Raw genomic sequence first — 24,474 nt, 5'->3', positions numbered from 1 at the left:
TTAATTAAGATATTGATCAACCAGCTGACAATCATTGATTCGCATCATTCGGAAAATTTCTCCCGGCAGCTCCTGCCAATAACGAATCAGCTTTTGAAAAATAGTTGCCTCTGCAGTTATTTCATATTCTGTTACAGTGACACCAAAGTTCTTTCGAGTTTCTTTTTTTGCTTCATCCTCAAATTTGTCCATAGCCTGTTGTTTGTGCTCTTCTATACCTAATGTATCAATTTCCAGAAAAGAGCCTTCGATTTTTTTGACGCGTTCTATGAAATAGAGCGTCTGTGTTTGCGTACTCACTTCCATCACCTTCCTTTGACTAGAATAGTCATTCTTATTTTCTTTATTTCTCGAACTGACTGTTATACAAATCAGCATAAAAGCCTTTTTGCTGAATCAACGCATCATGTGAGCCTTTTTCAATGATATTGCCTTCTTTCATTACCAAAATTAAATCAGCGTTACGAATGGTAGAAAGCCGGTGAGCAATTACAAAAGAGGTTCTGCCTTCCATCAATCGATCCATCGCTTTTTGAATCAGCTCCTCTGTTCGTGTATCAACAGAGCTCGTTGCCTCATCCAGAATGAGCATCGGCGCATCCTTAATCAAGGCTCTGGCAATCGTCAGCAGCTGTTTTTGTCCGACAGACAGTGACACACTGTCATCCAAAACTGTGTCATAGCCATTTGGCAATGTACGAATAAAGTGATCGATGCCAACTGCTTTACATGCTGATTCCACACGTTCCTGACTGACACCTGATTGATTATAAATCAAGTTTTCCGAAATTGTTCCTTCGAACAGCCATGTATCCTGCAACACCATACAGAATTGGTCATGAACCTCTTCCCGTGTCATACTTGCTATCGGTACCCCATCAATTGTAATCTGTCCTTGATTGATTTCATAGAACTTCATCAACAAATTAACGATGGTTGTTTTCCCGGCACCTGTTGGACCAACGATAGCAATTTTCTGACCTGCTCTTGCTTCAGCAGAAAAGTTGTTAATAATCGTTTTTTCTGAATCATAGCCAAAGCTGACGTTGGAAAAAGAAACATTTCCTGAGACAGATTTCAACTGTACAGCTTTGCCGGTTTCATCTTCCATTTCCTTTTCATCCAAAAACTCAAAGACTCGAACCATTGCTGCACCCGCTGATTGCAGACTGGAAATTGCTTGTGCCAACTGACTCAAGGGCTGTGAAAACAGACGGACATAGACCATAAACGCTACGATTACGCCAAAGGTAATTTGTCCATTCAATGCCAAAACTGCTCCAACCACACAGACAGCCACATAACCGAAGTTTCCGATGAAGCTCATTAGCGGCTGCATAATTCCTGATAAAAACTGTGCTTTCCAAACACTGCCATGGAGCTTGTCATTCAGCTCTGTAAAATCTTTTGACATGTTTGCTCCCGCACTAATAAGAAGTAATCACGTCATGTCCGGAGTATGCTTCCTCGATAAAGCTGTTAACCTCTGCTAAATTGTTTTGCTGTCCATCAAAGTGTGTTTGCGATTTCTTCATGATGACAATCATCAAAACAAAACCAAGCAGTACAGAAACCACCGCAGTTAAGCAAAGAATTGGGTTTGATCGAATCATCATAAACAGACAGCCAATAAACAGTGTAATAGAAGGAACTAATGTACCTAAGCTTTGGTTTAGTGATTGACCGACGGTATCCAAGTCATTGGTTACTCGACTTAAGGTATCTCCCTGACTATGGGAATCAAAATAACTCAGAGGAATCTTGTTAATTTTTTCAGATATTTGTTTTCTCAGCTTCTTCGAAAAGCGCTGCGTAATAGTCGCCATGATATACCCTTGCCCATAGGACATTAGAATCCCTATCCCATAGATAATCGCCAACGTTAAACAAATGCTGGTGATTTGCTCTAAATCAATCGATGTCTGTAGGCCTGCAGTAATCAAGTCGGTAATTTCACTCAGCTTATCCGGCCCAATAATCGATGTCACACTTCCGATTACTGCTAAGATAACAGCTATGAAGAAGGGTGCCGTATATTCAGACGCGTATTTTTTTATGTTATTCATTAAGCCTGAGCTTTTCTTTTTCTCTGTTTGCATTTCAGTTATTGTACTATCCATTCGCTAATTCCTCCTTTGAAAGCTGTGAATAAGCAATTTCTTGATACACACGATTATTTTTCAAAAGTGATTGATGTGTCCCTTGACCAACAACGTTTCCTTCATCCAGCACGAGAATCTCATCAGCATCCATGATGGTACTTATTCGCTGTGCAACAATCAGCTTCGTCGTATCAGCTACCTTTTCAGCTAATACATCCCTCAGCTTTTTATCTGTCTTGTAATCCAAGGCGGAGAAAGAGTCGTCAAAAATCAAAAACTCCGGTTCTCTTGCTACTGCTCGAGCAATTGCCAAACGTTGTTTTTGTCCACCGGAAAAGTTCGTCCCATTTTGTGCCACATGGCTGTCCAGCTTTTCTTCTTTACCATCAACGAAGTCCTTGGCCTGCGCGATATCTAAGGCTCGTTCAATCTTTTCATCATTTAAAGGAGAAGCACTGCTCTCACCAAAATCAATATTGGATCGGATCGTACCGCTGAATAATACCGCCTTTTGCGGAATATAACCAATCCGCTCATTTAAGTCTTGATGACTGTATGCTTGAATATTTTTCCCATCAATAATTATTTCTCCGTCTGTTACATCATAGAAGCGCGGAATCAAATTGACGATGGTACTCTTCCCACTTCCCGTTGAACCAATAAAGGCAATGGTATCTCCTTTTTTTGCTTTAAAGTTGATATTTTTGATAACAGCTTCGGAAGCATTTGGATACGTAAAGGAAACATTAGTGAACTCAATTTCTCCTTTATTTTTACCAATATTTCCACTATCCTTCGGAAATTCAATAGATGGTTCCATATCCAATACTTCATTTATCCGTCTGGCAGAAACCGTAGCTCTAGGTAAAATTAGGAAAATGACTGTCATCAGCATAAAGCCCATCACAACCTGCATCGCATAAGAAGAGAAAACAACCATATCACTAAACAGAGTGATTTTCATTGCTCCCTCTGCTGCGTCAATCAGATAAGCCCCAATCCAGTAAACCGCCAATGTCAACCCGCTGGAAACCAACGTCATTCCCGGACTCATGATTGCCATCATCCGATTGGTAAATAAGTTAACCTTAGTCATTTCTTCATTTGCATCATTGAATTTATTATTTTGGTAATCATCTGCATTATACGCACGAACGACACGCAAACCGGTCAAGTTCTCTCTGGTAATACTATTCAACTTATCCGTCAAGCCTTGAACAACCGTGAATTTTGGTTGAACAATGGTCAGGATTACCGTCAACATTACTAACAAAACAACCACTGCGACGCCTGTTGAAACCGTCCATTCCCAGTTTTTATTGGCAATTTTCATAATTGCCCAAACCGCTGTAATCGGACCTTTAATCGATACCTGCAATCCCATCGCAACCACCTGTTGAATTTGTGTAATGTCATTGGTTGTCCGAGTAATCAAGCTGGGAATTGAAAATTTGTGCAATTCGTCCGTAGAGTAATCCATCACACGATGATAAACTTCTTTTCGCAGACGGCTCGTTAAGCTTGCCGCAATTCGTGCCACGAAATACCCCACGATGACAGATGATACAAAGCTTAAAAGAGACAAAAGCACCATCATCATTCCCGGCTGCATAATATCGGCGATGACCGTATCCGGCATTTGCAGTTGGCTCGTAACCTCAGACATATAGTCCGGAATTTTCAGCTCCAGCCAGACTTGTAAAACGATAAATGCAATGCTGACAAGCACTAACAATCGTTCCTTTGTATTTGTTTTCTTAATAATTTTTAGCATAAAAACCTCCTACCGCCGATAGTTACCCGGCTAACTATATAGTGAAAGAAAAATCTGACGATGAAGTCTGTCAGATAGGTATTATTTTAAACATAAATGCTGTGTGAAGGATTCTCTTAATTAAACCGCTGTATCCACACAGTCTCCTAGCGACTCAATATCGTTGCATCAATAAAAGTCCTTAAAAACCAGCTTCTACACAGAAGCCTTTATAAATCTCCTGTAGGTTAACTCTGGATATTCTTTTTCAGCTTTCCTATTGTGTCGATAAAGGAACGAAGTTCTTCCTCTGAAATATTCTGTGTTAGGCGAGCTTCCAAATTTGAAACAAAGCTCTCCACTTTTTTCATATTTTCTAATGCTTTCTCAGTGATGATAATCTGTTTAAAACGCTTATCCTTCGCAGAAACAACCGTTGTGATAAAGCCATTCTTTTCCATGCGGTCGACTAAACGGCTTGCTGTTGGTTTACGAATCGACAGCTCTTTTTCCAAGTCTTTTTGATAGATTTCCCGATCTCTGTTTTCACTTAGGAACCCCAATGCCCAAGCTTGAGGACCTCTCATTTTTGCCAAATCATTACCAAGCTCTTCCTTTTCTATATATCGACCAATCAAGATAGAGAGCTCACGGATTTCGAACCCTAACGTTCCATGTGGCTTCAAGGTAGTCCCTCCTCATTTACTCATTTTAGTTACCGTGCTAACTATTAATAGAATACCTCTACTTTTTTCTTCTGTCAACGATTATTCATCAAGTTGTTTTTGACTAAAACAGTTCTTAAACTTTTCAAGTAAATGAAACATTAGCCTTTTTTGTAAAAACAGAGAAAAAACTATTTTTCTCTCAGTCATTATAAGGTATGGTAGAGACAGCTCGATTATTCCAGGAGGAAACCTATGAAAAAGATACTCGTTATTGAAGACGATGTTGATATCGCCAGAAATCTAAATACACTACTTCAGAAGCATCAGTATGATGTTCAGCTGGTCAGCACACAACAGCAAGCACTCGCGTTACTTCAAGAAATGCCATTTGACCTCGCATTAATTGATGTTGGTCTACCTGATGGCAATGGGTATGCTGTCGGTACCAGTATTAAAAATTTAGAAAGCCCATTTCCATTTATTTTTCTAACTGCGATGGATGATGAGGCTAGTGTTGTTACCGGCTTAGAGCTTGGCGGAGAGGATTATATTACAAAGCCGTTTCGCCCAATGGAACTGATTTCCCGCATTAAAACTGTGCTTCGACGCAGCGAAAAGGACCAGTCAGAAATTATTATCGACAATCTCGTTATCGATACATTGCGGGGAACCGTTCATAAAAATGGACAAGAACTCTTTCTCTCCGCTTTGGAGTACAGGCTGCTTTTGCTATTCGTAAATAATAGCGGACAAATTCTTTCAAGAGATCAGCTGCAGCAACAGATTTGGGATATTGCCGGTGATTTTGTCAATGACAACACTATGACTGTCTATATTAAAAGACTGCGGGAAAAAATTGAGGATAATCCCCAACACCCGAGTAAAATCAAAACCATTCGCGGTTTAGGTTATAAGTTGGAGGTTTAAGATGAAGTACTTACGGAACAAAGAAGAGAAAAGATTTTTTTTCAGCTTGAGCTTTCTTAGCCTCCTCGCTATTAGCAGCAACTTTTTAATCAATCGAAGAGCCGGCGTAATTACACTGCTTATTTGCTGTGCTTTTTCTTTGACTATTTATCTCTACAACAGAACTCGTTATCAAAAAATTGAGGAGTTAACCAATCAGATTGATGAAATGCTCCATGGAAATCAGCGTTTGGAGCTTCACGCGGAGGAAGGTGAGCTGGCAATTTTATCCAGCCAGATAGCAAAAATGACCGTTCGTTTACAGGAGCAAAGCAGCTCTCTTAAAAAGGAAAAGGAACACTTATCCTCTTCACTGACTGACATTGCGCATCAGCTTAGAACTCCATTGACTACGCTGACGATGATTGGCGATTTTCTAAGCGAGCCTGAGCTAAGTGAGCAACGCAGACAGGAGCTGACAAGAGAGCTGTTAAACATGCTGAAACGAATGGATCAACTGATTACCATCCTTTTAAAAATTGCCAAGCTGGAAGGGCAAACCGTTCAATACCAGCCTCAGAAAATCCTTATCCATGAGCTGTTAACTGATTCTCTTCAGCCATTTCTAATTCCCTTGGAGCTGAAGGAAATGACTGTTCAGCTTCAAGGAGACCATCAGGCTGGACTCTCTATCGATGCCTCATGGACACAGGAAGCCATCGGAAATATCATCAAAAATTGCATTGAACATTCTGAAGATGGCAGTATTCTCACCCTCTCTTATGAGCAAAATGCACTTTATACAGAAATAACTCTCTCAGATACAGGAAAAGGCATTGACTCAGAAGATTTACCTCATATCTTCGAACGTTTTTATCAAGGAAAAAACCATCACAAGAACAGCTTTGGTGTCGGCTTGTCCTTAGCTCGCATGATTATTACACAACAGGGCGGCAGCTTAACCGCCAAAAATCAACAGAGCGGCGGTGCACTTTTTACCATCCGTTTCTACGAAGACATGCTTAAATGACGAAATTGTCATTTTTGAGTCACTAAGCAGTCACTCTACTTCGATACACTAAATAGTAAGTAAAAGAGAAAGTGTTGTGATGAGCATGAAAATATTGGAAGTAAAAAATTTATCAAAGGTTTATGGAAAGGGCGACAATCAAGTAACTGCCTTAGACAATGTTTCCTTTAGCGTTGAAAAAGGACAATTCGTTGCAATCATTGGTCCTTCCGGTTCGGGAAAATCTACCTTGCTACACCTGCTGGGCGGTGTCGATGAGCCAACCTCAGGAAAAGTTTATATTAATAAAACGGATGTTTATGAGCAAAATGCTGAGCAGCTGGCAATTTTCCGTCGTCGTGAAGTGGGTCTAATCTATCAATTTTATAACCTTTTACCTGTATTGAACGTGGTAGAAAATATCACCCTGCCAGTTTTATTAGATGGTCGAAAAGTAAATAAAAAACGGTTGAAGGAGCTGCTTTCAGTATTAAACTTAAAAGATCGCAGAAACCATCTGCCAAATGAGCTTTCAGGCGGACAACAGCAGCGTGTGTCTATCGGACGTGCACTGATGAATGCCCCCGCCATTGTACTGGCTGACGAACCAACCGGAAACCTTGACAGCAAAAATGGACAGGAAATTTTGCAGCTCCTGCGTAAATCCAATCAAGAATACGATCAGACGATGATTGTTATTACCCATGATGAAAATATTGCTTTACAAGCCGATCGCATTATAAAGATTGAGGATGGTCGAATCACACAGGACGAGGTGATTCGACCATGAATATCCTGAACAAACTTACACTGGCAAATCTTAAAAAAAATCGAACTCGTACACTAGTTACAATTATTGGCGTTATCCTATCTGTCGCGATGGTCACTGCTGTTACAACAAGTATTGTTTCTCTACAGGAGCATATGGTCAAAAATACCATTTCCTCAACCGGAAACTGGCAGGTGCGTTTCATTGATGTTCCAAAAAAGGAAGTAGATACGATTCGACAAGATGAAGACGTAGAGAACAGCTTTACAACAAAATTATTCGGCTACTCGCCTTTAAAAAATGAAGGGAAGTATGAAAATCCTTTTCTAGCGATTGAAGGCTATAGTGAGCAGGCATTCAAGGAATTGCCCTATACTCTTTCACAAGGAGAGCTTCCAAAAGACGAAACAGAAATTCTTTTGCCGATTAATTACCAGACAACGCTAAAAGAGCTTTATAAAATCGGTGATATCGTTACATTTAAGCTGGGACAGGAATCGATTATTAAGGATGATGAAACATTTGAAGCTGTTGATGCGGATACTTATTCGACCACGGAAGAGCAAACCTATAAAGTCGTTGGCTTCATTGAGTGGGGCATTGAAAAGCTATACTCTGAGCCTAGCTATTTTGCAGTTACCGGCCTTACAGATACCCAAACTGCGGTCACACAATATGTCGCATTGAAAAATCCTAAAGATGTCTACACCTTCTCAAAAAAATACGAGGCAATGACCTACCAGCATAATCGTTCTCTTCTTCAATCACTGGGTATTACAGGAAACGATTCTTTCCGTAAGATGACTTTCTATTTAGGTGTTATTCTCATTCTTTTGATTGGCACCGGCTCTGTACTCTTGATTAACAATTCTTTTGCCATTTCAATTAACGAGCGGCTAAAGCAATTCGGTGTCCTTGCCTCTGTCGGAGCAACAAAAAAACAATTACGGACATCCGTACTATTTGAAGGCACCATTATCGGCAGTATTGGAATTCCTATCGGCTTATTTTCCGGCTTTTTCGGTTTGTGGGTTACCTTCAAGCTTCTGGAAGATAAGCTTAATGTATTTGGGAATATCAACCCGTTAACATTACAATTTTCTTGGCAGGCAATTATCCTCTCTATCCTTATCAGTATTTTGACAATTTATATTTCTGCCTACTTACCAGCTCGGAAAGCACTGAAAAAATCGATTATTTCTTCTATCAGACAATCAGAGCAAATCAAGCTTTCAGGGAAAAAAGTTCGTACACCGAAATTCATTCAAAAGCTGTTTGGGTTGGAAGCAACAATTGCGTTGAAAAATTTCAAGCGGAATAAGAGAGCCTATCGCAGTACCATCGCTTCCCTTTTTGTCAGCATCGTTCTATTCATATCAACAGCTTCCTTTAGTATGTATTTGATAAGCGGTGTAAATCAAAGTGTCGAGCTTTCAGAGGCGGATGTAACGTATACCAGTTACGGCGAGTTGAATGCCGAGACAGCCACAGAACTGTTTGAGCGGGCTTCAAAACTTCCGGAAGTTGAAGCCGCAGCATGGCAGCAGACTGCTCACTTTACTGTTGACCTTTCGAAACAAAAGCTAAGTAAAGAGTATAGTGATTATCTGAAAAGCCAAGACACCAATTACAAAGAAGACCCGGCTTCCTCTTCCCTTGTTGTTCAACTAATAGATAAGGAAACCTTCAAAAGCTATTTGAAAGAATTGGGATTGAGCGAAGCGGATTATTTTCGTTCAGACAATCCAAAAATTTTAGCTATCCAAACAATCAATATGTATGACTCAACCGCTCGTCGGATGGTCAACTTCGATATGTTTGACTCAAAAGAACCGTTAACGGTCGAAATGTTGCGTATGACAGATACTGGAACTGGAACAACAGGTAAAACCTTGACGTTGTCAACCTATGCGGCACATGGTCCTAAATTATTATCCAGCTCCTATTCTTATGGTTTAACTGCGATTCTTCCTGAAGATCAGGCAGCTCTTTTACCAACAGCTCAAAATTATGACTACTTCAATTTCTCTTTTAAAGCAGCTGACTCAAAATTGTTGGTTGAAAACCTTGCTTCACTTTTACAGCAAATGAATCTGCCGGTTGATCGCTCACTGACAGATGTTGCATCCTATCAGGAAACAGATAAGAACATGGTTTTTATTATCAATGTCTTTTCTTACGGCTTCATTATTTTGATGACACTTATTACGATTGCTAATGTCTTCAATACAATCTCTACCAGTATTCAGCTACGACGCAGAGAACTGGCCATGCTGGAATCCGTCGGAATGACTGAAAAGAGCATTAACAAGATGATGCGCTTCGAATGTCTGTACTATGGCTTCAAATCGCTTCTGTATGGACTGCCAGTTGCCTTTGCCATTACCTATCTGATTTATACAAGTGTTGCTGTTGCGATAGACCAAAGCTTCCGTCTACCTATTACCAGTGTCTTGGTCAGCATCCTAAGTGTATTTCTGATTGTATTCATCACGATGCTTTATTCCGTGCATAAGCTGCGGAAAATGAACCTCATTGATTCCTTGAGAACAGAAACAGTTTAAAAAAGAAGTGCCCTCTATCCGTTTGATAAGAGGCACTTTTTTTGCTCTTTTCTCATTTTATTACTACTCCTCGATAGATATGAGCTCGACTCATAATTCCTATTTATGATGTATAATGAATACAGAATAAAAAGGAGATTTTATATGATATTTCTATATACAATTTTCCAAGGAAAAGTGACACCCTTTAATGCCCTGTATATTCTACTGATGCTGCTTCTATTATTAATTGCCGTAGCGATGCATAAAGAAAAACGGGAAAAGCTTTTTGTACTTACACTGCTGTTGATGACCTTTCTCAGCCTATTTTACTCAAAGTTCGCTGCTATTTTTGATTATCTGATAAAATTCAAGGAAGCATTTTTCAGTTAAAATAAAGAGTACTTCTTCTGAAAACAGTTAGAAATAGAACTGAGATAGTTTGGTTCTTTTCGAATACAAAAAAAGACCGAGATACACTGCTATATCTCAGTCTTTTGGGTTTGCAAACTATTGTCTCCACGATAGACCCGCTTCACCCTATGCCTACATCAAACGACTTTTAATTTTTTCCTGCCGCTTCAGATGAAGATAGCCAATTGCTACTACAACCAGCGTTCCAGCCAGATTAACCATAATGTCTTGCATCGTATCACCTAATGCCTCATGCCCAGAAAGAATCGTTCCCTCCGCTGTCATAAATTTCTGCATATTGGTTTGCAAAATATGATCGGCCAGATATTCATAAACCTCCCACAGCACACCACAGGTCGTTGCAAAGCAAAATGAAAATAGACTGATGAAAAAGGGGCTTAGATGAACCTCATTACGCTTGCTTCTACTAATGAAATCAACAATCAAAAACCCTAAGGCACTCAGCATACCTGCACTAAATCCATGCAGAATCATATCCCAAAATGGAATTTTATAGTAAAAATTTTGTACCTCGCCCAGATAGATTGCACAAAACAGAAAAATGAAATAGATGATTTCCATTAAATCAGGAATATCGATACCATATCTTTTCTCCACTCGATACGGAATGAAAATGACAATCATCCCTACAACACACTGCAAAATCATCAAGACATAATCACTTTTCACCAATTCGTATTCTTTATTGGAGGTTCCTGAAGGGGCGTCCATCAGCATAATGATTGCATAGACAACCGAAACAGCCAACAAACAAAAGACAATGATAAAAATTAAGTTTTTACGTTTGTCCAATTTTGTTTTCTTCTTATCGATAAACCACTCACTCCTTTTCTTCTCTATTTCATGATAGCATAATTAAGGAAGCTGACATAATCTAATCTCGATTCTACCAATCGTGCCAGCTATCTGAGGTTAGAATTCTTTAGCCATTGCAAAATAGCATGCTATACCTCCGTAGGCACAAGTTAGTTGGTTTCTTGTTCGTCGAGAATGCGCAAAACCTTTTGGTAGTCTTCATTTTTACTTCCATCCAAATTTAAAGGACTAAGCGCATACCCAAATTTTTTGTACAGTTGAATCGCTTGATGGCTCCACGTCTGAGTATGAAGATAAATCACTGCTTCCGGTTCAGCCTCTGATAGAGAGTTTGTGACTTTAGCCACCAACGCCGCGGCCAGCCCTTTTCTTTGGAATTGCGGCTTCACCGCCAACCAATGCAGCAATGGTACTGTCATGCCATTAACATTTTTCCACCAAGCAGTACATGTAGCCACCTTTTCTCCATGCTCGTTTTCAATAAACAACATCCGCTTAGAAAGCTGAGTAGGAAATGGTGCGAAGGCCTGTGCAAAATAGGCCAAGGCTTCCTGTTCGTCTGAAAACTCTGAGACAGAGCTCTCTATTTTGGCCCACTCAACTTCATCGCCCTGTCTATAATGAACGAAGCGAAATCCTTTTGCCAGATTTGCCGGTGGTATCGGCTTTCCTCCTGAGCGTGTCATCCATACTTCGTAATACGGTATATGTTTATCCAACATGTCGCACCCCTTCTTTCTATGTACTCTCAGTCTATTATACTTTGTTTTTAACGAATTTCCCGTTCTCAGCCATTAAAATAAAAACCGAAAACCTTTGCTTTAAGGTTTTCGGCTTTATTATAATTATAGGAAAACACACAATTTGTAACGCTGTATAAGCTTACGCTAAACGATTATTTTACTGCTTTCATTGCTTCGATGATCGCTTGCAGATAACCGCTTGTATCAGAGAAGGTTGCTCCTGTGACAACATCAGCAGGACTATCATCTTCGCCTAAGCCGTCTAATTCTTTCACTGAAGCTTCCAGTTCAGAAACAGTTTTACCTACTGCAAATTTAGCAATTGCATTCATGCTGTCTGCCCAGCCTTGAGACGCGCCGCCTTTATCTGCCATCAAGTCTGAGTAAGCATCGTTGTTTGCTTCTTTCGATGATAACACTAAACCGCCTTGAACATCTGCACCAAAGTCAGCATCAGAGTTTGGTACACCGCCGAATGCTGCTGGATCTACATATTGGAACTCATCCAATGAAACAACCGCTAATTTATCCCCATCCATAGCTACAGTTGTAACAGAGAAGGATTTGTCTCCGTGAGGTGCGCCCAATACTTGAGCCTCTTTCAACTCTTCTGTAGATGTTTTAATGCCTTCAGAAATCGTTCCTTTTGTTGCTGCATCAATGATTGCTTGCAGGTAGCCGCTTGTGTCAGAGAAAGTCGCACCAGTCACAACATCTGCTGGATTTGCATCTTCACCTAAGTCCGCTAACTCTTTTACTGTATCTTCCAATTCTGAAACTGTTTTGCCTACCGCAAACGCAGTGATTGCATCCATACTCTCTGCCCAGCCTTGTGTAGCGCCGCCTTTGTCTGCCATCATTTCAGAATATGCTTTATCATTTTCTTTCTTACTTGACAATACTGTATCTGTTGGATAGTTTTCTCCAAATGCACCGTCAGAGTTTGGTACACCAGTAAAGTCGTCCGGTGAAACATATTGGAACTCATCCAATTCAACAGCTAAGATTTTATCGCCATTCATTGTAACGTTTGTCACAGCAAATGATTTTGTACCGTGAGGAGCTGTAAGAAGCTGTCTCATGTACACAGTACCCTCTGCAGGTGCTGAATCCTTTGTACTGCCGTCAGCAATTGTGATATCTGCCGCTGCAGCTGATGAACTGCTTTCAGTCGTAACTGAGCTGCTTTGTGCTGTTGAAGAGCTTTCTGATCCTTTCTTGTCGTCAGCGGAACAACCAGTAGCCGCTAATAATGCCAATAAAATTGCTGTTGTTAAAGTAATCTTTTTCATATTAATTTTGCCCCCTAAAAAATTATGTTACCCATTGCTCATTATATCACATTAGAATAACAGTCACTAGCTTCTTTAAAAGCGTTTTCTTGTTTTGAAAAAGGGATTCTTAAAATAACATCGGAAAAGATTGATTCCATGCGCTTTCTCTATAAATAGAGGAAATAAAATAGTTACGTTTTATAAATAATTTTTTGATTAGAACAGCTAATAGTTTCCTAATCAAACAAAAAAAGCTTCGAAAACATACAATTAAGTATGTTTTCGAAGCTTTAATTTCTTTTATTTGAGATAACAGAAATCAATCTAGTTATTCTACTCTGTCAGCTCTTCAAATTGGGAGTTATACAATGACGCATAGAAGCCGCCTTGCTCCAGCAATTCTTCATGTGTTCCCTGTTCTTTAATATCTCCACCTTGCATATAAAGAATCTTATCTGCATCTTTAATTGTTGACAGACGATGGGCAATAACAAAGGATGTTCGTCCGGCCATCAGATTGTTCATCGCTTCCTGAATCAACCCTTCTGTCCGTGTATCAACAGATGAGGTCGCTTCATCCAGAATCAAAATTGGTTTATCTGCCAAAATCGCACGAGCAATCGTCAATAATTGTTTTTGACCTTGTGAGATATTGGAAGATTCTTCATTCAATTCCATGTTGTAGCCGCCAGGCAGCGTTTGTATAAAGTGATGAACATGGGCTGCTTTCGCTGCAGCATAGACCTCTTCATCGGTGGCATCTAAGCGACCATAGCGAAGATTCTCCATGATTGTTCCTTTGAACAGCCAAGTATCCTGTAGCACCATTCCGATGTTTTTACGAAGATCCGCACGATTGAAGTCTTTGATATTATAACCATCGATTTTGATTGCTCCGGAATTGACATCATAGAAGCGCATCAGTAATTTCACCATAGTTGTTTTTCCGGCACCTGTAGGTCCGACAATTGCAACTGTTTGTCCCGGATCAACATGTGTACTGAAGTCATTGATGACGATTTTATCCGGTGTGTAACCGAAATGCACATGGTCAAAATCAACCATTCCTTGTGCTTTATCAATCTTCACAGGATTTTCTACCGTTTGGTCTTCTTCCTCTTCTTCCAGGAATTCAAAGACACGTTCAGCAGCTGCTGCCATAGATTGAAGCATATTAGATACTTGAGCCAATTGCGCAATCGGCTGTGTCAGGTTACGCACATATTGGATGAACGCTTGAATATCCCCAACGGTAATGGAACCGTTATAAGCCATAATCCCACCGACAATTGCTACTGCTACATAACCAAGGTTTCCGACAAAGTTCATAATCGGCTGCATCAAACCTGAAAGAAATTGAGATTTCCAAGCTGATTTGAACAAGACATCATTTTGTTCCTTAAATTCGTTCAACGAGTTTTCTTCATCATTGAACAAACGAACGATGTTGTAGCCACCAATTGTTTCTTCTACCTTCCCATTAATAACCCCAAGATATTCCTGTTGCGTCTTGAAGTATTTTTGAGAATTTTTCACAACAATCATGATTAAGACAAATGAAATCGGTACAATTAGAACCGCCACACCTGTCATCTTCACAGAGATTGACAGCATCATAACAATAACTCCGACAATCGTAAATACTGAGGTAATTAGCTGTGTGATTGATTGGTTCAGCGATTGTCCCAAAGTATCCACGTCATTCGTGATACGAGATAATACTTCCCCAGTTGTCCGACTTTCAAAATAATTCATCGGCATACGATCAATTTTTTCTGAAATCTCTTTACGCATACGATACGTAATTTTTTGAGAAATTGTGGACATAATCCAACCTTGCATGATACCAAATAATGATGCTACCAGATATAGACCCAACATGAAAAGAAGGATGCCGCCAATCTTTTCAAAGTCAATACCACCGGTTCCCTGATATTTCTTAATCAAACCGTCAAACAATTCTGTGATTGCAGATGATAAGATTTTAGGACCCCAAATATTGAACACGGTTGAGGCAGCAGCAAAGATCATTACAAAGAAAACTGGTATTTTATACTCACCAATATAGGAAACCAATTTTTTGATTGTTCCTCTGAAATCTTTGGCTTTTTCTACTGGAGCAATTTGTCCAGGACCGCCGCCGCGTGGGCGTTTTTTATTTTCTTCTGCCATTCTTTTTGCTCCTCCTTACTCAGCTTCTTCTATGCCTAGTTCAGCATTACTTAATTGTGACTGGGCAATTTCCTGATAAACTTTTGACGACTGCATCAAATCTTCATGTGTTCCCTGAGCAACAATACGTCCTTCATCCAAAACGATGATATTGTCCGCATGAATGATTGTAGATATCTTTTGTGCAACAATGATTTGTGTCGCTTCTCTAATATTCTCAGATAGCGCTTTTCTCAGTGCCACATCTGTTTTGTTATCCAGAGCAGAGAAAGAATCATCAAAAATTAATATCTTAGGATTCTTAGCTAACGCTCGGGCAATTGATAAACGCTGTTTCTGGCCACCGGAGACATTCGTTCCGCCTTGAGAAATTTCACGTTCGTAGCCTTTTTCGTTTGAATCAATAAATTCTTCTGCCTGAGCAATCTCAGCGGCTTTCTTCATTTGCTCATCTGAAATATCTGCATCACCAAACTTGATGTTTGAAGCAATATCCCCTGAGAACAAAATCCCTTTTTGCGGCACAAAGCCCATAATTTCATGCAGCTTATGCTGGCTCATTTCACGAATATCCACACCATCAATCGTGATTCGTCCACCCGTTACATCAAAGAGGCGTGGAATCAGATTTACAATCGTAGACTTCCCTGAACCGGTTGAACCAATTAAGGCAGTTGTTTTTCCAGGCTCAGCTGTAAAGTTGATGTGATGAAGTACATCCTCATCGGCATCCCCATAACGGAACTGCACACCTTCAAACTTCACTTGACCTTTGAAGTCATGGTTGTCTTTTGGTTGTTCCGGATCTTTAATTGTTGGTTCAGTTTCAAGAACCTCTTCTACACGACCTGCAGCAACATTCGCACGAGGTAAAATGATTGAAACCATTGACAGCATCATAAACGCCATAACAATCTGCATTGTATAGGTAATAAACGCCATCATATCTCCGACCTGTAATTGACCGGCATCCATATTGTGTCCGCCGACCCAGACGATCAGAACGGAGATACCATTCATCAACAACATCATGATTGGCATCATGATAGACATCGAACGGTTAACAAACAATTGTGTTTTCATCAAATCTGTATTGGCAACATCAAATCGTTCTTCTTCAAATTTTTCACGAGAGAACGCACGAATGACAGGCAATCCTGTAATAATTTCACGGGAAACCAAATTGACTCTATCCACTAAATTCTGTAATGCTTTGAACTTAGGCATAGTAAACAGTAATAGAGTCATTACCAGAACCAGCACAGCCACTACAGCGACACCAACAATCCAGCCCATCCCTGTTCCGGTTCTATACACTTCATAAATACCGCCAATACCAAGAATCGGTGCATAAAGGACCATTCGCATAATCATAACAATCCCCATCTGCATTTGTTGGATATCATTTGTATTACGCGTAATCAGAGATGCCGGAGAGAATTTCTCCATCTCTGTATTGGAAAATTGCAGTGTTCGTTCATATTGACCGACACGCAGATTTCGTCCGACAGCAGCTGCTACAAGTGAAGCAATTAGCCCTACAATAATGGCTGCTACAGCTGAAATCAGCGTTAGTGTAATCATTTTTGAACCAGTTTTAATCATATAGTCTGTTTGAATTTGCTGAACATCCATATCCAAGGCTTTGTACTCTGCCAGAGTCAGCTGAATTCCTACAGTTTTCATTGAATCCGCCCCAAGGTCGCCCAAGCTATCCTCGGTCGCCTTGCGCGCTGCATCTACCTTCGCAGGAATTTCGTCTGTTGCAGCAGTTATTGAGTCAGCAAGTTTTTGTGCTTCAGCACCTTTTTCCTGTGCTTCTGCTGCCAGAGTTTGTGCTTCAGCACCCTTTGTCGCAGCAGTCTGCATATCCGTTGCAGCTGCGGCAGCCTCGCCAGCTGCTTTCGCCTGTTCTCCTAAAGCAGCGGCTTCTTCGCCAAGCTGCTTGGCCTTTGCACCATCTTCTGCAATCGCTGAATACGCATCAAGAACGGCTTTCGCTTCACCGGCACCGGAAGCATCCTTTGCCTGTGAAGAGGCCAACATCATCATTGGCAAATTGAAAATATCAGCTAATTTTTCTTCCGTCATACCACTTTGAAGCTTCAGCTTATATACCTCAACCTCTTCGCCGTCAACTTTCTCAGTTGTCAGCTTGTAGTTATCTTCAATCGTTTGCTTCTCCTCATCGGTCATGAACATTTCAATCCCTTGAAGCGTTGTTTTCCTGATTTTCTCAGGAGTAGAGTATTCAAGCCCTCCTTGTTGAATACCAACATCGACAATATCCGATGTCAGGCTTGGTAAGCTCAAATCACTATATGCCTGCACAACTAAAAGCGCAACAACGGCGATGACGGCATACCAGTATTTGCCAAGATATTTAAAAATCTTCACTATTGGTCACCTTCCTCTTTCAGGGATAATTTTTGGGAGCATTCTACAAATTTTGCAGTCATTTCGATGAACTTTCTTGTATCCGCTTCTCCCATCATTTCAAAAATTTGGATAATCTTATCACGCATCTCTTTTCTTTCTTCATGGGCCATCTTTATGCCGTTTTCTGTCAGCGTGACATTGATACGACGGCGATCCTCCGGGTCCATATCACGAATAATCAATCCTTTTTTCTCCAAACCACCTAATACGACAGCGATACGGGCACTGGACAAATTCAATGATTCAGCTAAACATTTAGGACTGGTTGGCTCACCTTGCCGAGCAAGAAACTTAATCACGATGTTTTCGCCTTTGTTGCTCTTCTCAATCTTGCTGAATGCACCATTACGATTCTGAAGCATCAAGCGAAGCAACTCCTGCTCTGCATCTTCTGCAAATGTCATAATGCTCTCCCTTCTTTCAAAAATAATTTCTTTCCACCACAAGTTACTAACACTATTAGTAACTAATGCTGTTCGATATTAACGCATATAGCTGTTAATGTCAACACTCTAGCTTCAAACTTAATAATGAATACGTTTTAATAAGAACAATCTTAAAAAACTGTTATGAAATAGCTAGAATAGTTGTATTTAAAACAACCGTTAAATAACCTCACAACACAAATAATACTAACATAAAGAAAGACATTAATCACCAAATAAAATAAAAAACACCCTCGACCAGTATACTGATGATCGAGGGTAGTCCTTTGATTGCTGTTTATTTAATTCCCTTTTTTAAATCAGGCTGATAAACACTTTCTTCTTATTTATTAATCGTAATTGCTTTTCGTTTTTCTATCATCTTCATAGAGATTAATCCTTCATTCCTGAAGTTTTTATTCCTGCTACCAGATGCTTAGACGCAAACATATAGAGAATCATTGGCGGAATTGCCATAATCATGGCAAAGGCCATTTGCATGTTCCAAGCAGTTTGGTTTTGACCACCCTCAATCTTGAAGGCATTCAACGCCCCTAAGGTTAAGGGCTTTAGGTTCTCAGAGTCAATGAAAATCAGTGGTTGAAACAGTTCATTCCACCAAAAGATAGTAGACAAAACACCCACAGTAATAAAGATTGGCTTCGCCAAGGGGGCAATTACCTTTGTGAACACCTGCATTCTTGAGCAGCCATCCAGCATTGCTGATTCGTCAATACTTTTAGGAATCGTTTTAAAGAACTGACGGAACAGAAACACATTGTACGGATAGGCGAAGAAGCTTGGTACCATCATTGGTAAGAAGCTATCTAACCAGCCAAAGGTTCTAAACAATAGAAATTGCGGGATAACCAGTGTAACAGTTGGTACCATCATCGTTGCAAGAATCATTCCAAAGATAACGCCTTTTCCCTTGAACTCCATACGAGCTAATGGATAGGCCACAATCGAGCTGGACACCAATGTTCCGATTGTATTACCAACAATTAGAATCAAGCTGTTCTTTAGATATTCCAGTGCATTACTCTTCTTGATTACGTCAATGTAGTTCTGCCACTGAGGCTCTGAAGGGAATATCTGAGGAGGAAACTCACTAATACCGTTTAATGTTTTTAACGAGTTAGAGAATATCCAAAAGATAGGGAAAAACATCAGGATGGCGAAAAAGATCAACACGCCATATTGTATCAACTTCACTGCTTTTGAATCATAATTCATGCTCTTTTTCACCGTCCTTATCCATAGTTTACTTTGTCATCTGACAGTTTAAATTGGAGAATCGATATTACCGCAACAATGATAAACATAATAAAGGCTAGTGTTGATGCGGTCCCCATATCAAACTGCTTAAATGCCTTTTCATAAATCAACAGACTCAATACTTTTGTTGCATTGCCGGGACCACCACCAGTCAATGGGAACAGCAATGTGAACGCACCATTAAAGGAATTGACTGTCGCCACAACTGTATTAAATAGTAGGATTGGCGAAATAGAAGGCAAGGTAACATTTTTAAATCGTTGCCACGCATTGGCTCCATCCAGGTGAGCGGCCTCATATAATTCAATCGGTACTTCTTTCAAGCTAGAGTTAAAAATCAGCATCATCTGACCTGTAGAGAAAGTAAACACACTTGCTATTCCGACAACTACCCACACTAGATTGGCATCCCCCAACCAGTTGGGTCCTGTAATTCCTACTGTTGACAGAAAATAATTCACTACCCCTAATTGATTATTAAACATCAGAATAAAGCAGCTGGTCATCACAACCGAAGGCATGACTGCCGGAACAAAGTAGAAAAATTGAAAAATACCTATAAAGCGAACTTTGAAGTTTAATAATACGGCTAAAAACAATGAGGCACTGACCGTTACAAATACATTTAGCAACGTAAAGAGAAAGGTAATCTTCAATGTATTAAGAAAATCAGAGCTTCCACTGAATAGCTGTTGATAGTTTTCGAACCCGACAAATTTAGGTTGCCCCAGCAAATTCCACTTCGTCAAGCTCAATAAAAATGAAAGTAAAATCGGTCCACCGGTAAAGAAAATGAACCCAATAACCCAAGGGGATAAAAAGCCGTAGGCTGTTAACGTATCCTTAAGACTCTGCCTCTTTTTTGCTTTTTTTCCATTCGATATCTTTTTCATAGCAACCTCTCTTTTCTTTTTTTTGAAAGGATCAAGACAGCGACTCATTTTTTGTCGCCTATTATAATGCTCAATGTATAAAGGAAGGCGGCATCTCCTCTTCCTGCTAAGAAACAGTAGCACTCAAATTGTTTTACGAAAAAATTCAAGTAAGATGATGCAGAAGCAAAAGGATTATCCGCTTATGCCTCTGCACAGCTTATTTTGACTATAGAAAATTGCTAATCTTTCTACTAATTTCTGCTTACTGCTCCAATAAATCTTGCTCTTACATGCAGCTACTCTTATTGGTTGTCTTTTATTTCCTGATTGGCATTTGGAATATATTTATCAAAAATATCATCCATGTCCATTGTTCCCAGAAGATATGCATCGAACTGATTGACTAAGTTTGTCGTTGATGCCGCATTTATCAGAACGTAGCCAAATTCGCCTTCTTCACCGGCACGCTCAATGACTTCCCAATTTGTTGGACCATTCTTTCCTTCTTTTTTATAGGCGCCCTGCTCTGCGATAGATTTTAGTGCAGATGGATTTGAACCCCATTCAGAGTTAAGAGTCTGTCCCTTTTCACTCATCATAAACTCAATGAATTTCCACGCTTCATCAGGGTGCTTACTTGCTGCGTTTATCGTATAGAAGCCTGTATGCAAGGAATTATACGCACGTTCTCCTTTAGGCAAGGTTTCGATATCCCAATTAAATTCTGCGTCTCGATAGTTTAATATTTGCCAGCTGCCTGTCCGTGTCATTGCAGCCTGACCGGAAGAGAACAAGTCAGCAACTGAATCTCCGGCAGAAGGCTCCGGACTAACCTTCAATTCATTGGTCAATTTATTTTGGTATTCCAGGGCACTCTTCAAACCGTCGCCTAAATCCAGCTGTCCGTTTTTCACAACAGCATCTCCACCTTGTCCGGCAAGTGACCACCACAATCCTCGGAAAGTCAGTGCATCAGCACCCCATTGTGTTGTCTTACCGTTCTCAACAACTGTCAGCTTTTGAGCCGCTTTTTCAAAATCAGCCCATGTCCAATCCTTCGTTGGATAGTCTACGCCGGCCGCATCAAACATATCTTTGTTATAGAATAATATCTCAGAAGCATACGCCCATGGCAGACCGTAGTTGCCGCCTGTTTCTTCATTCAACGCCTGAACTGCCGGAATAAAATCATCCGTGTCTATCTTGTCCGTATCTGCTAAATAGTCCTCTAAGGATAGGATTGAACCGGAATCGGCAAACTTGGGTAAATCGGTTTCAAAAGACAAAATAACGTCTGGAGCCGTTCCGCCAACGAGCATTTGATTAATTTTTTGAGAATAATCCGAATCCGGTATTTGTACAAGTTCAATTTCAATATCAGGATATTCCTTATTGAATTCTTCAATAATATTGTCAGGAAACTTATCCCAAGCTGAAAACTTGATTTTCACCTTGCCATTATCAGATTTAGAGCCTGAATCTCCATTAGAGCCACAACCTGCAAAAAGCGCCAAACCTGCTACAACCGTCAACAACCCTACTGTTACCTTTTTCCACATAATATCCATCACCTTTCCCATACTCTTTTATCAATCTCGTTTCGTTAACCGAATCATATTCCATGACAACGCCGGTAAGCGTATATCTAGTTGTGTATCTGACATGTTGATTTGATTATTTGTTTCAGGCTTAACTCTTTCCTGTCCCTGTTCATTCACTGTTTTCAGCCCATGATTGGCAATTGTTGTGCAGTCTTTGATTGACTCTATGTTATAGCCCTGTATAGCTAATTCCAAGCTTAACTCTTCGTTCTGTGAACGGTTCACCGCAAAAATGACCAGCTCGTTACTCTTGTCATTCTCTACGACAACACTCTCCAAATATGGCACCTCGGAAAAGTCCTTAGTATCATATTTATCTGAGACCACGTCTGTAACCAAAACCTTTCCTCTGCCATAAGTAGAAACCTGTTGAAATGGATAAAAAATTGTCTGTCGCCAGACCTCTCCTCCCGTCTCCGTCATAATCGGTGCAATCACATTGACTAGCTGAGCGAGACAAGCAATTTTCACTCGGTCACTGTTCTTCAATAATGTAATCAATAGACACCCAAAAGCCAAAGCATCCTCAAAGGTATAAATATCCTCTAATACCGGTCGTGCAACCTGCCACTTTTCAATCTGTTCATCGGTTTCCAATGTATGGTACCAAATATTCCATTCATCAAAAGCCAAGTTCAACGTTTTCTCAGTCTTTTTTCTCGCTTTTACAGAATCACAAATGGCGACAACTCCTTTGATGAAGCGATCCATATCTAACGATTTTGCCAGATAATTACCAATATCGTTTTCCGGATTACCATAATACATATGCAAAGACAGATAATCCACATACTCATAGGTATGTTCCAAAACTGTCTGTTCCCAAGTGCCAAAGGACGGCAAAGTACTTATGGATGTGCCACAGACAACCAGCTCGATTGATTCATCAACAAGCTTCATCACCTTAGCTGTTTCACATGCCAAGCGACCATATTCTTCTGCCGTTTTCGCCCCGATTTGCCAGGAACCATCCATTTCATTTCCGAGGCACCAAGTCTTGATATTAAATGGCTCGCTTGCCCCATGTTTTTTCCTCAAATCACTCCAATAAGTACCACCTGGAAAATTACAATATTCCACCAAATTTCTAGCAGCATCGATTCCTCTTGTTCCAAGGTTGACACCCATATCAACTTCTATCCCCAACTCATTCGCCCATCTCATAAATTCATGCAGACCAACTTCATTGGTTTCAATTGTTTGCCAAGCTAAATCCAATCTTCTTGGCCGTTCAGCAACAGGTCCGATTCCATCCTCCCAGTTATAACCGGATAAGAAATTGCCTCCCGGATAGCGAATGAGCGGTACGTTTAGCTCCTTAACCAGCGCTTTTACATCATCTCTGAACCCATAGTTATCCGACATAGGATGTGAAGGATCAAAAATACCTCCATACACCGCTCTGCCCATATGTTCAATAAACGAACCATAGAGGCGATCATCTATTTCACTTAATACATTTCCCTTGTTTATAAGCACTTTCGCCTTCACACGACTCCCCCTTGTTTCATTCAGTAATTGCAATTTCTGTTTTATTTAAGTATATTATAATATGTAATCGCTTTAATGTTTTATAAAAATCAAACTACAATTTATAATATTCCACACTAAAGGAGGAGAAAAATGACTACCGTACCGATTCTTTCTATGATCATTCCACCCTTTCCAACATTTATCGAAGGAAATTTTACCTCCTACTCTGCCGGACAACAGCATCCCAACAGAAATAATCTTCCCTATTTCGATTTATTATTTGTATTGAAAGGGACACTGTACATCACGGAGGAAACTACAGATTATGAAATCAAGAAAGGAGAAATGTTGGTGCTCTCTCCTTTTCTTCACCACTTTTCAACAAAGCCCTGTACAGAGAACACCGATTTCTATTGGCTTCACTTTCATTATGATGGTCATTGGGAAGCCCTTAATCAGCCGATCCAGCTGAACTCAGATGTCATCATGCCTGAGCTGCATTATCATAATGAGGATTACACGCTTCATCTAAAAAAATACCAAAAACTGTCTGATTCGAAGTTTATTTACGCCTTGCTTGACCGCTTGTTGCTAGGTACAGTGGGCGAAAAAAAATCAATTGTCTTCTGGGATAATCAAAAACGGTTTTCCCAACTGCTGAAATCGTTGGAGGAACAAAGCTATTCCAAGACAAATGTGATTGATTTAGCCGAAAACATCGAGCTGTACATTAAGCAAAATTATGCAATTGAAATCACAAATTCAAGCTTATCCAAGCATTTTCATTTCCATGAAAACTATCTTGTTCGTTCGATGAAACAGGTTTTTCAATGTACACCGTTGGAATATTTATCCAATTACCGATTGGATAAGGCAGCCAGCTATTTGATTAAAACCAATCTATCTATGACAGATATTTCCATAAAATGTGGATTTAACAACTCTGCCTATTTCTCTTTATGCTTCAAAAAAAAATACGCCATTTCTCCTCTAAATTATCGGCGTGCTCATTCAGGAAAATAAAAAAAGGACAGAAGCTCTACGCACCAAGCGTTTGAGCTTCTGCCCTATTTGTTAATGACTTTAGTCGGTTTCAATCACTAAAGTGATTGAAACAAAAAAACCACGCGTACTGCGCGTGGAAGAAGTAGCTTTAGCGATAAAACTCCTTTCGATATACTAGATAAAGGCTA

At 40.0% G+C, this 24,474-nt stretch carries 19 protein-coding genes and 1 pseudogene; 6 read left to right on the top strand and 14 right to left on the bottom strand.

The genetic code is table 11. The annotated features are described in order from the left end of the window. From IW510_RS17315 to IW510_RS17300, 4 genes and pseudogenes are all read right to left on the bottom strand, one after another. Positions 1 to 300, bottom strand: a complete 300-nt coding sequence (locus IW510_RS17315) for a hypothetical protein (protein ID WP_202061777.1) — start codon at positions 298 to 300, stop codon at positions 1 to 3. Positions 301 to 343: 43 nt separating this feature from the next. Continuing rightward, a pseudogene (locus IW510_RS17310) lies at positions 344 to 2,120 on the bottom strand (ABC transporter ATP-binding protein). Next, the gene (locus IW510_RS17305) at positions 2,113 to 3,876 is read right to left on the bottom strand and encodes an ABC transporter ATP-binding protein (protein WP_202061775.1); all 1,764 of its coding nucleotides are present in this window, start codon (positions 3,874 to 3,876) and stop codon (positions 2,113 to 2,115) included. The pseudogene IW510_RS17310 and the gene IW510_RS17305 overlap by 8 nt, the downstream one beginning before the upstream one ends. A gap of 227 nt (positions 3,877 to 4,103) precedes the next feature. Continuing rightward, the gene (locus tag IW510_RS17300) at positions 4,104 to 4,541 is read right to left on the bottom strand and encodes a MarR family winged helix-turn-helix transcriptional regulator (protein ID WP_236674800.1); all 438 of its coding nucleotides are present in this window, start codon (positions 4,539 to 4,541) and stop codon (positions 4,104 to 4,106) included. A 234-nt stretch (positions 4,542 to 4,775) separates the two neighbouring features. Here IW510_RS17300 and IW510_RS17295 point away from each other — a divergent pair, with 234 nt between their 5' ends. From IW510_RS17295 to IW510_RS17275, 5 genes are all read left to right on the top strand, one after another. Next, positions 4,776 to 5,450, top strand: coding sequence for a response regulator transcription factor (locus IW510_RS17295; RefSeq protein ID WP_202061773.1), 675 nt, complete (start codon positions 4,776 to 4,778; stop codon positions 5,448 to 5,450). Position 5,451: 1 nt separating this feature from the next. Next, positions 5,452 to 6,459, top strand: a complete 1,008-nt coding sequence (locus tag IW510_RS17290) for a sensor histidine kinase (protein WP_202061771.1) — start codon at positions 5,452 to 5,454, stop codon at positions 6,457 to 6,459. An 85-nt stretch (positions 6,460 to 6,544) separates the two neighbouring features. Next, positions 6,545 to 7,228, top strand: a complete 684-nt coding sequence (locus tag IW510_RS17285; protein WP_202061873.1) for an ABC transporter ATP-binding protein — start codon at positions 6,545 to 6,547, stop codon at positions 7,226 to 7,228. Beyond that, the gene (locus IW510_RS17280) at positions 7,225 to 9,771 is read left to right on the top strand and encodes an ABC transporter permease (RefSeq protein ID WP_202061769.1); all 2,547 of its coding nucleotides are present in this window, start codon (positions 7,225 to 7,227) and stop codon (positions 9,769 to 9,771) included. Before IW510_RS17285 ends, IW510_RS17280 begins: the two co-directional genes overlap by 4 nt. Before the next feature lie 144 nt (positions 9,772 to 9,915). After that, complete coding sequence (locus IW510_RS17275; protein WP_202061768.1) at positions 9,916 to 10,143, top strand: hypothetical protein; 228 nt, start codon at positions 9,916 to 9,918, stop codon at positions 10,141 to 10,143. Between the two features lie 153 nt (positions 10,144 to 10,296). Here IW510_RS17275 and IW510_RS17270 read toward each other — a convergent pair whose 3' ends face one another. From IW510_RS17270 to arfA, 10 genes are all read right to left on the bottom strand, one after another. Beyond that, positions 10,297 to 10,977 carry a hypothetical protein gene (locus IW510_RS17270; protein ID WP_202061767.1) on the bottom strand — a complete coding sequence of 227 codons (681 nt, stop codon included), beginning with the start codon at positions 10,975 to 10,977 and terminating at the stop codon, positions 10,297 to 10,299. Positions 10,978 to 11,150: 173 nt separating this feature from the next. Continuing rightward, entirely contained in the window at positions 11,151 to 11,723 is a 573-nt protein-coding gene (locus IW510_RS17265; protein WP_202061766.1) for a GNAT family N-acetyltransferase, read from the bottom strand. 173 nt (positions 11,724 to 11,896) lie between these two features. Continuing rightward, positions 11,897 to 13,036, bottom strand: coding sequence for a peptidoglycan-binding protein (locus IW510_RS17260; RefSeq protein WP_202061765.1), 1,140 nt, complete (start codon positions 13,034 to 13,036; stop codon positions 11,897 to 11,899). Between the two features lie 315 nt (positions 13,037 to 13,351). Beyond that, complete coding sequence (locus IW510_RS17255) at positions 13,352 to 15,190, bottom strand: ABC transporter ATP-binding protein (RefSeq protein ID WP_202061764.1); 1,839 nt, start codon at positions 15,188 to 15,190, stop codon at positions 13,352 to 13,354. A 15-nt stretch (positions 15,191 to 15,205) separates the two neighbouring features. Then, complete coding sequence (locus IW510_RS17250) at positions 15,206 to 17,587, bottom strand: ABC transporter ATP-binding protein (RefSeq protein ID WP_202061763.1); 2,382 nt, start codon at positions 17,585 to 17,587, stop codon at positions 15,206 to 15,208. Then, a complete protein-coding gene (locus IW510_RS17245) occupies positions 17,587 to 18,033 on the bottom strand; it encodes a MarR family winged helix-turn-helix transcriptional regulator (protein ID WP_202061762.1) in 447 nt (148 codons plus the stop codon). The genes IW510_RS17250 and IW510_RS17245 overlap by 1 nt, the downstream gene beginning before the upstream one ends. Positions 18,034 to 18,447: 414 nt before the next feature. Then, entirely contained in the window at positions 18,448 to 19,290 is an 843-nt protein-coding gene (locus IW510_RS17240) for a carbohydrate ABC transporter permease (RefSeq protein WP_202061761.1), read from the bottom strand. 17 nt (positions 19,291 to 19,307) lie between these two features. Then, positions 19,308 to 20,225, bottom strand: a complete 918-nt coding sequence (locus tag IW510_RS17235) for a carbohydrate ABC transporter permease (protein WP_202061760.1) — start codon at positions 20,223 to 20,225, stop codon at positions 19,308 to 19,310. A gap of 284 nt (positions 20,226 to 20,509) precedes the next feature. Then, on the bottom strand, positions 20,510 to 21,766 hold the full coding sequence (locus IW510_RS17230) for an ABC transporter substrate-binding protein (protein WP_202061758.1): 1,257 nt from the start codon (positions 21,764 to 21,766) through the stop codon (positions 20,510 to 20,512). Between the two features lie 30 nt (positions 21,767 to 21,796). After that, the gene (arfA, locus tag IW510_RS17225) at positions 21,797 to 23,299 is read right to left on the bottom strand and encodes an arabinosylfuranosidase ArfA (protein ID WP_330932668.1); all 1,503 of its coding nucleotides are present in this window, start codon (positions 23,297 to 23,299) and stop codon (positions 21,797 to 21,799) included. Positions 23,300 to 23,431: 132 nt separating this feature from the next. On the opposite strand from arfA, the gene IW510_RS17220 reads away from it, so the two are divergent. After that, positions 23,432 to 24,304 (top strand): helix-turn-helix transcriptional regulator, encoded by an 873-nt coding sequence (locus IW510_RS17220; RefSeq protein WP_202061756.1) that lies wholly within the window; start codon positions 23,432 to 23,434, stop codon positions 24,302 to 24,304. Positions 24,305 to 24,474 lie beyond the last annotated feature (170 nt).

Origin of the sequence: Enterococcus sp. BWR-S5, assembly GCF_016745255.1 — a bacterium.
Lineage (GTDB): Bacteria > Bacillota > Bacilli > Lactobacillales > Enterococcaceae > Enterococcus_L.
The sequence above is the reverse complement of the archived record's forward strand: the minus strand, read 5'-3'. Positions and strand labels throughout refer to the sequence as shown.